The organism is Aquabacterium sp. A08, assembly GCF_011742065.1.
On record NZ_JAAQQT010000665.1, the window covers coordinates 20,679 to 30,877 of the forward strand.

Here is a 10,199-nt window from a genome sequence, read left to right on the forward strand (position 1 = left end):
GCGCCCCGACGCGCCCCACGACACAGGAGACCCCGCCCCCATGGTTCGCCCCAGCCAACAGCTGTACCCGCCGCGCACGCCCGCCGCCCCCCTGCCTGCCGCCACCGTGCTGCTGCTGCGCGACGGCCCCGCAGGCCCCGAGGTGCTGATGACCCGCCGCGCCACCACCGCCAGCTTTGCGCCCGGCGCCTACGTGTTCCCGGGCGGTGGCATCGACGCGGCCGACGCGGCAGCCCACGCCCAGGCCAGACGCCGCGCCAGCCAGAGCGACTCGCACCTGACCCAGGCGATCGCCGCCATCCGCGAGAGCTTCGAGGAACTGGGCGTGCTGCTGGCCCGCCACGCCGACGGCCGCTGGGCCGGGGCCGACGACATCGCCGCGCTGGACCGCCACGCCTCCTTGGCCGCCCAATGCGCCGCGCGCGGCCTGACCCTGGCCGCCGACCAGGTTTTCGTGCTGGCGCACTGGATCACCGACCGCGACCTGCCGCGCCGCTTCGACGTGCCCTTTCTGGTGGCGCGCATGCCCGCCGACCAGACCCCGGTGGCCGACGAGCGCGAGCAGTTCGAGCCGGTCTGGGTGCGCCCGGCCGACGCCCTGGCGCGCCACGCAACCGGCGACTTTTACATCATCTTCCCCACCATCCGCACGCTGGAGCGGCTGCAGGGCTTTGCCACGGTGGACGCGGTGCTGCAGGCCTGCGCCGCCACCGAGCAGCCGCTGTGGACCAGTTGCCCGCGCGCCGGCTGGCTGGGAGGGCAAGAAGCCCGCTACATGGAGCATGAAGCCCCGTTCGGCGAGCTGGCGCTGGTCTGCCCCGACGGCCAGATGGACCACCACCTCGACTGGCAGAGCGACCACCCGGTGGCGCTGCTGAAAAACGTGCAACGCCTGACCGCGCCCAACCCCGGCTTCATGACCGGTCCCGGCACCAACAGCTACCTGGTGGGCGACCCCGCCAGCGGCCACATCGCCATCGACCCCGGCCCGGCCGACGAGGCCCACCTGGAACGCCTGTGGCGCGCCGCCGGCGGGGACATCCGCCACATCGTCTGCACCCATTCGCACCCCGACCATTCGCCCGGCGCCGCCCACCTGCAGGCCCTGTGCGTGCGCGGCGGCCGACCCGCCCCGCCGATTCTGGGCCTGGCCAGCGCCGCCACCTCGCGCGCCGACAGCCGCTTCACGCCCGAGCGCGAACTGGCCGACGGCGAACGCCTGGTGCTGCGCAGCGCCGACGGCCAGACCACCCACACCCTGCGCGTGCTGCACACCCCCGGCCACGCCGCCAACCACCTGTGCCTGGTGCTGGAAGAAGACGGCCTGCTGTTCAGCGGCGACCACATCCTCAACGGCAGCACCACCGTCATCGACCCGCCCGACGGGAACATGGACGCCTACCTGCAGTCGCTGGACCGGCTGCGCGCGGCCTGCGAGGCCGGCGGGGTGGACTTCATCCTGCCGGCGCACGGATACGTGTTGGGCGAGGCGCCCCAAGCCATCGCCCAGCTGAGGCAGCACCGGCTCAAGCGCGAGGCCAAGGTTGCCGCCGCGATGCGCGCCCTGCCCCACGGCAGCCCCGACGATTGGGTGGCCCGCGCCTACGACGACGTGCCCGAGCGCCTGTGGCCGGTGGCCAAACGCTCGCTGCTGGCGCACGTCGAACGCATCCAGAGCCTGGGGGGCTTCAATGTCTGACCCGAACCGCCGCGCCGAGGGCGAACGGCTGGCCAAGCGCGTGGCCGCGCTGCACGGTTGCTCGCGCGGCGACGCGGAGCGGCTGATCGAAGGCGGCTGGGTGACGGTCAATGGCGCGGTGGCCGACGACCCGGCGCAGCGGGTGACCGACGAGGCCGTGGCGGTGGCCCCTGGCGCGACGGCCGCACCCCTGCAGGCCGTGACGTTGGTGTGGCACAAGCCGGCCGGCGTGACCCTGGCACCGGACCAGCCCCTGACCGGCCTGCTGGCCCCGAACGACACGCTGCGCCCCTGGCACCTGAAGCACCTGCGCTGCGTCAGCCCCATGCCGGCGGCCAGCACCGGGCTGGCGGTGTTCGCCCAAAGCCCCGGCGTGCTGCGGGTGTTGCGCGAAGACGGCCCGCTGCTGGAACACGAATGGATGCTGGACCTGCCCGGCGCCGTGGGGCCGGACGTGCTGGCGCGGCTGGACCAGCGCAAGGCCGAGATGGCCTGGGGGCCGCGCACCCCCAGCCTGAAACTGAGCGTGGGCAGCCAGAGCCCCGAACGCACCCGCCTGCGCCTGGCGGTGAAAACCTACACCCCGCAGCGCCTGCCGGACTGGCTGCGCAGCGCCGGCCTGCAGGCCACGCTGCTGCACCGGCTGCGGCTGGGCCGGGTGGCCCTGGGCGCCCTGCCGGTGGGCGGCTGGCGCGTGCTGGGCCTGCACGAGCGTTTCTGAATAAAGTGTGAAGTCTGCCGGTACGCCGGATTCTGTGCATTGGGCCGTTCTTGCGAACGGCCCAACGTGACCGCCATTCCTCTGGGCCATGGGTCGCCCCAATGGCTCGGTGCCACCTACCCGCCAGCTCGCCTTGCGGAACCACAAGGTCGAGAGAGGTCGCCCTGCTCCCGTGGCTGGCCTACTTGGTGTTGCTGCGCGCAGAGATTGCCCGTTTCACCCCCCAGGCTCCTGCCGCCGAAGCGGTTGGTCCCCGGGGACTCGTCTCTGTTGCTCTGATCCTCACCTCGCGGTGGAGAGCCGTTAGCTCCTGCGCCGTCCTGTGCAGTCCGGACGTTCCTCCAGTGCGGCCTTTCGGCGCTTGCACCAGCGGCGGTCTGGCAGGCTTCACCCTTGCATTATCCCCCATGCCGCAGCGGGCCGCTTGCCAGCGCGGCCGCCAGCGGCCATGATGCGAGCCAACGACCGACCCGTCAGGCTTGCATGCCGCCCTCGCCCGCCGCCGCCCGTCCCGCCCCTGTCTACGCAGGCAAGCACCGCTATTCCCTCAAGACCAGCCTGCTGGTGCTGGCGGCGCTGTGCGTGCTGCCGGCGGCCATCGTCAACGCCTGGCTGCTTTACAACCAGTTCGAACTCAAGCGCAACCAGGCCGAACAGAGCACCCTGCTGCTGGCACGCCAGGTCGCGGCCGACCTGGAAAACGAACTGTCGGCCATCGAATCGGCGCTCAAGGTGCTGGCCACCGCGCCCGAGCTGCTCACCGACGACCTGCCCGGCTTCCACCGCCGCGCCCGTGAAGCACTGGTGGCGGGCACCGTGTACAACTACATCCTGACCGACCGGCTCGGGCGCCAGGTGCTCAACACCCTGGTGCCGCCCGGCCAGCCGCTGCCGGCCACCGGCACCCCGGCGCAGCTCGACCGGGTGTTCACCGACGGCACCACCGTGCTGACCGACCTGTTCATCGGCCCGGTCACCCAGCGCCACGCGCTGGCCATGGGCGTGCCGGTGCGGCGTCAGGGCGAGGTGGTGTACAGCCTGAACATCGGCCTGGCGCCCGAGCGCCTCAACGCCCTGCTGGCGCGCCAGGCCCTGCCCGAGGGCTGGCTGATCGCCATCCTGGACAACACCGGCACCATCGCCGGCCGTTCGCGCGACGCGCAGCGCTTCGTGGGCGAACCGGCGGTGCCGGCCCTGCGCGCGGCGCTGGCGGCGGCCCCCGAAAGCCAGCTGCGCCTGCCCACCAAAGAGGGGCAGATGGCCTACAGCGCAGTGAAGCGCTCGGCGCGCTGGGGCTGGGGCGTGGCGGTGGGGGTGCAGGAGGACACGCTGCACGCCGCCATCGGCCCGCTGGTGTGGCGGGTCGCCGGCATCACCGTGCTGGTGCTGGGCAGCGGCCTGCTGCTGGCCCTGGGGCTGGCACGGCGGGTGCTGGCCACGGTGCACGACATCAACGCCGCGGCCAAGGCCCTGAGCACCGGCGAGGCGGTGACGGTCCCGGAAGTGCAGTTCCGCGAGGCCGAGGCCGTGGGCGAGGCCCTGCGCCAGGCCGCCCAGGCCATGCGCCAGGTCACCTTCGCCGCCCAGCACGACCCGCTGACGCAACTGGCCAACCGCGCCATGTTCACCGAGATCGCCCAACGCCAGCTGGCCGCGAGCCTGCGCAGCGGCCAGCCGCTGGCGCTGGTGGCGATCGACCTCGACCACTTCAAGGACGTGAACGACTCCCAGGGCCACGCGGTGGGCGACGCGGTGCTGGTGGAGGCCGGGCGCCGCATCGAACTGGCGGTGCGCCAGAGCGACACGGTGGCGCGGCTGGGCGGCGACGAGTTCATGGTGCTGCTGAGCGCCACCGACCCGGCGCACGCCCTGGCCACGGCCGAGCGCATCGTGGAGGCGCTGTCCCAGCCCTACCCGATGACGCCGTGCCCGGTGTCGGCCAGCGCCGGGGTGGCGCTGCACCCGGCGCACGGCGCCACGCTGCAGGCGCTGGTCGCGGCGGCCGACCGCGCCCTCTACCAGGCCAAGGCCCAGGGCCGGCACTGCGCCCGCATGGCCGCGGCGGATTCCGTATCATCCACCCCCTCCGTTGCTTGATGACCACGAGCCCGCCATGATCCGCCTGTCCGAACTGAAACTGCCCCTGTCCGCCCTGCCGGTGGAGGCGCGCCGCGCCGCCGACGCCCCCACCGAAACCGAGGCCGACCGCGCCCCCCCGCCCCACCCCGTGGCCGCGCTGCGCGCCCTGGCCGCGCAGGCCCTGGGCCTGGCCGACGGCGACCTCGCCGGGTTGCAGGTGTTCAAGCGCAGCTTCGACGCCCGCAAGGCCGAGCTGCTGGCGGTCTACATCGTCGATGTGACCCTGGCCGACCCCGCGCATGAAGCGGCGCTGCTGGCCCGGTTCGCCCAGCACCCCCACATCCAGCCCACGCCCGACATGGCCTGGCACGCGCCCGCCCACGCCCCGGCCGGCTGGCCGGCGGACGAAGCCGAGCGCCCGGTGGTGGTGGGCTTTGGCCCCTGCGGCATCTTCGCCGCGCTGGCGCTGGCGCAAATGGGGCTGAAGCCCATCGTGCTGGAACGCGGTCGCCCGGTGCGCCAGCGCACCAAGGACACCTGGGGCCTGTGGCGCAAGCAGGTGCTCACACCCGAGTCCAACGTGCAGTTCGGCGAAGGCGGCGCGGGGCTGTTTTCCGACGGCAAGCTCTACAGCCAGATCAAGGACCCGCGCTTTCTGGGCCGCAAGGTGATGCAGGAATTCGTGGCCGCCGGCGCCCCGCCCGAAATCCTCTACATGGCCCACCCGCACATCGGCACCTTCAAGCTGGTGAAGGTGGTGGAGGCGCTGCGCGAGCAGATCACCGCGCTGGGCGGCGAGATCCGCTTCCAGCAGCGCGTGACCGGGGTGCTGCTGGACGACACCCCGGGCGCCCCCGCCCCCGAGGGCTGGGCCCCAAAACGCCTGCGCGGTCTGCGGGTGCAGGACCTGGCCACCGGCACCGAGCACGAGCTGCCCTGCCAGCAGGTGGTGCTGGCCCTGGGCCACAGTTCGCGCGACACCTTCGCCACGCTGCACGACGCCGGTGTCTACCTGGAACCCAAGCCGTTCTCCATCGGCGTGCGCATCGAACACCCGCAAAGCGTGATCGACCGCGCGCGTTGGGGCAAACACGCCGGCCACCCGCTGCTGGGCGCGGCCGACTACAAGCTGGTGCACCACGCCGCCAACGGGCGCGCGGTCTACAGCTTCTGCATGTGCCCGGGCGGCACGGTGGTGGCCGCCACCAGCGAGCCGGGTCGCGTCGTCACCAACGGCATGAGCCAGTATTCGCGCAACGAGCGCAACGCCAACGCCGGCATGGTGGTGGGCATCGACCCGCCCGACTACCCGCTGGACGCCGCGGCCTGGACCGCCGCCTTCGGCGACGCGGCCGGCCCGCGCTACGCCGCCCAAGCCCAGGCCCTGCATGCCCAGGGCCGCACCCATCCCCTGGCCGGTGTGGTGTACCAGCGCCAGCTGGAAAGCCGCGCCTTCGAGGCCGGCGGACGCAACTACGAAGCGCCCGGCCAGTTGGTGGGCGACTTCCTGGCCGCACGGCCCTCGGTGCAGTTCGGCGGGGTGCAGCCCTCGTACCAACCCGGCGTGAAGCTGGGCGACCTGGCCCAGGTGCTGCCCGACTACGCGGTGCAGGCCATGCGCGAGGCCCTGCCCGCCTTCGGCCGCAAGATCCGAGGCTACGACATGGCCGACGCGGTGATGACCGGGGTGGAAACCCGCACCTCGTCGCCGCTGCGCATCACCCGCGGCGACGACTTCCAGAGCCTGAACGTGCGCGGCCTGTACCCGGCCGGCGAAGGCGCGGGTTACGCCGGCGGCATTTTGTCGGCGGGGGTGGACGGCCTCAAGGTGGCCGAGGCCGTGGCCCGCGCCGCCCTGGAGGTGCCCACCCCGGCCTGAGGCCAGCCAACGCCCCGACTGCCCCACTAGAATGGCAGGCGAACCGACCAGGGAGGGATGGGACCGATGGGCATCACTTGTGGAAACTGCGGCACCGACAACCGGGACAGCGCCAAACGCTGCAAGCAATGCGGCACCGCGCTCGCACGGTCTTGCCCGGCCTGCGGCACGGCCAACAAGCCCGAGGCCCGCTTCTGCGCCGGCTGCGGTCACGGCTTTCTGACGCCACCCGTGGGGGTCCCCGAGGCGGCTCCGGACCCGACCCCGCTCCCCACGCCACAGCCCCAGCTGGGGCCTGCGCCAATGCCCGTCCCGGAGGCCGCACCGGCCCCAGGCGCCGTTGCAGGACCGGCGGACCCTGCACCTGCACCGGAACCCGCTCCAGCTCCAGCTCCAGCTCCAGCTCCAGCTCCAGCTCCAGCCACGGTACCACCGACCAGGCCTGCACCGCGCGGTTGGCTGGGCTGGCTGGGGGGTTTGTTGGTGCTGGGCGCGGTGGGTGCCGGAGCCTGGGCGTTGCTGCGCCCCGACACCGCCCCCGAACCCGTATCCCCCCCGGCTCCGCCTGTCGCTGTGGAGGCGCCACCGGCCCCGCCCCCACCGCCACCCACCGTGCCTGACGAAGCAGCGGTGCGGGAACCGGCTCCCGCGACCGAACCGCCCGCGGCCGAGGTGGCCGCGCCACCTGCACCTGCACCTGCACCTGCACCTGCACCTGCACCTGCACCTGCACCAGCTACCGCGCCGGCCAAGCCAGCGCCGGCGTCTGCGGTCCCCAAGCCGGCCCCGCCCCCCGCGCCGGCGCCGGTTTCCGCCTCGCCGCGCTGCACCCGGCTGCTCAACAAAATGGCGCTGGGCGAAACCATCTCGCCCAGCGAACGGCAAGAACTCCTGCAACAGTGCCAATGAAAGCGCCCACCATGACCCGTTCACTGCCCCGCTCGCTTCCCCTGTCGGCCCTGGCCCTCGGCACCGCCCTGGCGCTGGGCGGCTGCGTGTCCAACCCGCCCGCGCCCGAACGTCCCAGCGCTCTCTCGCGCGAAGCGCTGCTGGACCAGGGCCTCCAGTTCGCGGTGGACGACCTGGTGGCGCAGGCCCTGCGCGCGCCCGGGTTTGCCCCGGCCCAGAACGCCTTGCAGCAGATCCTGAAAGCCGACGCCAAGACCCGGCCCCTGGTGGTGGTGGACCGGGTGGTGGAAGGCGCGGCCGGCCAGGAAACCGCCGCCACCCGCTACATGGACCGGGGTTTGCAAACCCAACTGGCCGCGCGCCTGCCCGGGCACGAAGTCGCACCGCTGAGCCCCACCAACGCCGGCCAGGCCCCGTTTGTGGTGACCAGCACCCTCACCCCCACCGGCGAGGCGGGCAGCGCCCGCGGCTTTCTGATCCACGTGTCGCTGACCGACGTGAGGTCCGGCTTCGTCATCGCCCACAGCGTGGCCCGGGTGCGGGCCCAGGGGGTGGACGAGACCCCGACCGCCTTCTTCCGCGACAGCCCTGCGTTGTCCAAAGACCGCGCCACCGAAGGCCAGATCAAGACCGCCCGGACCGCGACCGGTCAGGAGGCCGACAACCTCTACCTGTCCAAACTGCCGGTGGCCGCGCTGGTGGCCCAGGCCGACCAGGGCTACGAAAACGGCCAGTGCGACCGCGCCCTGCCCCTGTACCAGCAGGCCGCCACCCAGCCAGGGGCGCAACAGATGAAGGCCCTCAACGGCGTCTACCTGTGCCAGGTGCAGCTGAACCAGCCGGCCGCGGCGGAAACCACCTTCGGCAAGATCGTCGGGCTGGGCCTGGCCACCAACAACCTGTCGGTGCGCTTCCTGTTCAGCCCCGGCTCCACCGCCTACATCGCCGACCCGAAAATCAGCGCGCCCTATGCCATGTGGCTGCGCCAGATTGCGCGCGAGGCCGACAGCGTCAAGGCCTGCCTGACCGTGGCCGGACACACCAGCCGCACCGGCAACGAGGTGTACAATGACCGGTTGTCGCTGCAACGCGCCGCCGCGGTGCAGAAGCAGCTCGAAACCCTGTCGCCCAACCTGGGCGGCCGGCTCAATGCCACCGGCATCGGCTTCCGCGAAAACATCGTCGGCTCGGGCACCGACGACCTGCGCGACGCCCTGGACCGCCGCGTCGAGTTCAAGGTCCGCCCCTGCTGAGGTCAAAAAAACCCGCCGGGCGTTGGACGCCGGGCGGGTGGTGGCAACGGACCTGACGCGCGGTCAGCCCTGCTGCAGCGCGGCGATGCGCTCCTCGATCGGCGGGTGGGTGGAGAACAGCTTGCCCAGCCCACCGGTGATGCCCATGGCCGCCATGCTCTTGGGCAGTTCGCCCGGCTGCAGGCCCCCCAGGCGGGCCAGCGCGTTGATCATGGGCTGCTTGCGGCCCATCAGGGCGGCGGCACCGGCGTCGGCGCGGAACTCGCGCTGGCGGCTGAACCAGGCCACGATGATGGCGGCCAGGAAGCCCAGCACGATGTCCATGACGATGGTGGTGACCATGTAGCCGATGCCGGGGCCGGAACTCTCGCTGTCGCCCTTGCGCAGGAAGCTGTCCACCGCGTAACCGATGACCCGGCTCAGGAACACGACGAAGGTGTTCATCACGCCCTGGATCAGGGTCATGGTCACCATGTCGCCGTTGGCGATGTGCGCGACCTCGTGGCCAATGACGGCCTCGACCTCGTCGCGCGTCATGTTGCGCAGCAGGCCGGTGGAGACCGCCACCAGGGCCGAGTTCTTGAAGGCGCCGGTGGCGAAGGCGTTGGGGTCGCCCTCGAAAATCGCGACCTCGGGCATGCCGATGCCGGCCTTGTCGGCAAATTTCTGCACGGTCTGCACGATCCAGGCCTCGTCCGCCGTTTGCGGCTGGCCGATGACGCGCGCGCCCGTGCTGAACTTGGCCATGGGCTTGGACATCAGCAGCGAGATGAAGGCGCCACCGAAACCGATGACGAGCGAGAAGCCGGCCAGCGCCGTCAGGTTCAGGCCGTTGGCGGTGAGGAAGCGGTCCACGCCGAGGATGCGGGTGGTGATCAACAGCACGGCCATGACGGCCAGGTTGGTCAGAACCAGCAAGAGAATGCGTTTCATGTCAGTGGTGACTCCGGTGGTGGGGTGATGGGGCGTATGACCGCGGGCCACGGCACAGGTTCCCGCGCGGACCCACGCTTTCGCATCATATAAGGGCGGTGTGGCGCGGCCTCAAGTGGGGACCGTGGGCGGCGGCGGGCGGCGCGGGCGTGGCGGGCGGAACACGTCGGGGTCGGCGTAAAAGGCCGGGTCCTGGTTGGCAGGCCACCAACCGGGCAGGCCCAGCACCGGCAGGGGCGTGTAGGGCTTGGTGGCCAGCCACGCGGGTGTCAGCTGCGCCGCCAGCCAGCTGTCCCAGGGGTGCGCGCCGGTGCCCGGGTCGGGCGGCAGGTTGGGTGGCACCGGCAGGCACAGTACGTGGGCGGTGATGGATTTGTAGGGCGCCACCAGCTTTTCGGTCAGCGCATGGCCAAAGGTCACGGCCGTGGCCTGCGCCCACAACGGGCGCAAGGTCAGGAACAGCCGTGCCCAGTCGCGGGCGCGCAAGGCGTCCCACAGCGGCTCGGGCGCCTGCAGCAGCAAGGCGTTTTCGTCGAACAGGGTGAGCGCGTCGCGCAGCGGCCCCCGGGTGGCCTGCACGCCCCCGGCCTGGGCTATGGCACCCGCCTGCAGCCGGTTCAGCTCCCGCTTGGTCTGCGGAAAACGCATCCAGCACAGGGCGTTGAAAAAGTCGTGCAGGTTCTCGCGCGTGGGCACGGCGCCGGTGGCATGGATGTGGCTCTCGTA

Annotated in this window: 8 protein-coding genes, 1 other RNA gene and 1 pseudogene; 7 read left to right on the plus strand and 3 right to left on the minus strand. The window is 72.1% G+C overall.

Annotated features, from left to right (window positions below):
• Positions 1-40 precede the first annotated feature (40 nt).
• Together HA630_RS16155 and HA630_RS16160 are read left to right on the plus strand one after the other, a co-directional pair.
• Complete coding sequence (locus HA630_RS16155) at positions 41-1,699, plus strand: MBL fold metallo-hydrolase (protein WP_166835981.1); 1,659 nt, start codon at positions 41-43, stop codon at positions 1,697-1,699.
• Complete coding sequence (locus HA630_RS16160; protein ID WP_166835983.1) at positions 1,692-2,420, plus strand: RNA pseudouridine synthase; 729 nt, start codon at positions 1,692-1,694, stop codon at positions 2,418-2,420. The genes HA630_RS16155 and HA630_RS16160 overlap by 8 nt, the downstream gene beginning before the upstream one ends.
• Before the next feature lie 5 nt (positions 2,421-2,425).
• Here the strand turns inward: HA630_RS16160 and rnpB are convergent.
• Positions 2,426-2,809, minus strand: an RNA gene (gene rnpB, locus HA630_RS16165) — RNase P RNA component class A.
• A gap of 94 nt (positions 2,810-2,903) precedes the next feature.
• Between rnpB and HA630_RS16170 the strand changes: the two genes are divergently transcribed.
• The 5 genes and pseudogenes from HA630_RS16170 (at position 2,904) to HA630_RS16185 (ending at position 8,540) form a co-directional block, all read left to right on the plus strand.
• Positions 2,904-4,517 (plus strand): diguanylate cyclase, encoded by a 1,614-nt coding sequence (locus tag HA630_RS16170; RefSeq protein WP_166835986.1) that lies wholly within the window; start codon positions 2,904-2,906, stop codon positions 4,515-4,517.
• Between the two features lie 16 nt (positions 4,518-4,533).
• Entirely contained in the window at positions 4,534-6,378 is a 1,845-nt protein-coding gene (locus HA630_RS16175) for an NAD(P)/FAD-dependent oxidoreductase (protein WP_166835989.1), read from the plus strand.
• A gap of 66 nt (positions 6,379-6,444) precedes the next feature.
• Positions 6,445-6,576: pseudogene (locus HA630_RS26610) on the plus strand (double zinc ribbon domain-containing protein); the annotation flags it as partial.
• Between the two features lie 414 nt (positions 6,577-6,990).
• The gene (locus tag HA630_RS23740) at positions 6,991-7,287 is read left to right on the plus strand and encodes a hypothetical protein (RefSeq protein ID WP_243855491.1); all 297 of its coding nucleotides are present in this window, start codon (positions 6,991-6,993) and stop codon (positions 7,285-7,287) included.
• 11 nt (positions 7,288-7,298) lie between these two features.
• Positions 7,299-8,540 carry an OmpA family protein gene (locus tag HA630_RS16185; protein WP_166835336.1) on the plus strand — a complete coding sequence of 414 codons (1,242 nt, stop codon included), beginning with the start codon at positions 7,299-7,301 and terminating at the stop codon, positions 8,538-8,540.
• A gap of 63 nt (positions 8,541-8,603) precedes the next feature.
• Here HA630_RS16185 and htpX read toward each other — a convergent pair whose 3' ends face one another.
• A complete protein-coding gene (gene htpX / locus HA630_RS16190; RefSeq protein ID WP_166835338.1) occupies positions 8,604-9,473 on the minus strand; it encodes a protease HtpX in 870 nt (289 codons plus the stop codon).
• Between the two features lie 111 nt (positions 9,474-9,584).
• Positions 9,585-10,199, minus strand: a 615-nt coding sequence (locus tag HA630_RS16195) for a DUF3025 domain-containing protein (protein WP_166835993.1), incomplete at its 5' end; no start/stop codon positions are given.

Coding starts and splice junctions, on each gene's coding strand:
- HA630_RS16155 (WP_166835981.1), top strand. CDS start 41: ATGGTTCGCCCCAGCCAACAGCTGTACCCGCCGCGCACGCCCGCCGCC.
- HA630_RS16160 (WP_166835983.1), top strand. CDS start 1,692: ATGTCTGACCCGAACCGCCGCGCCGAGGGCGAACGGCTGGCCAAGCGC.
- HA630_RS16170 (WP_166835986.1), top strand. CDS start 2,904: ATGCCGCCCTCGCCCGCCGCCGCCCGTCCCGCCCCTGTCTACGCAGGC.
- HA630_RS16175 (WP_166835989.1), top strand. CDS start 4,534: ATGATCCGCCTGTCCGAACTGAAACTGCCCCTGTCCGCCCTGCCGGTG.
- HA630_RS16185 (WP_166835336.1), top strand. CDS start 7,299: ATGACCCGTTCACTGCCCCGCTCGCTTCCCCTGTCGGCCCTGGCCCTC.
- htpX (WP_166835338.1), bottom strand. CDS start 9,473: ATGAAACGCATTCTCTTGCTGGTTCTGACCAACCTGGCCGTCATGGCC.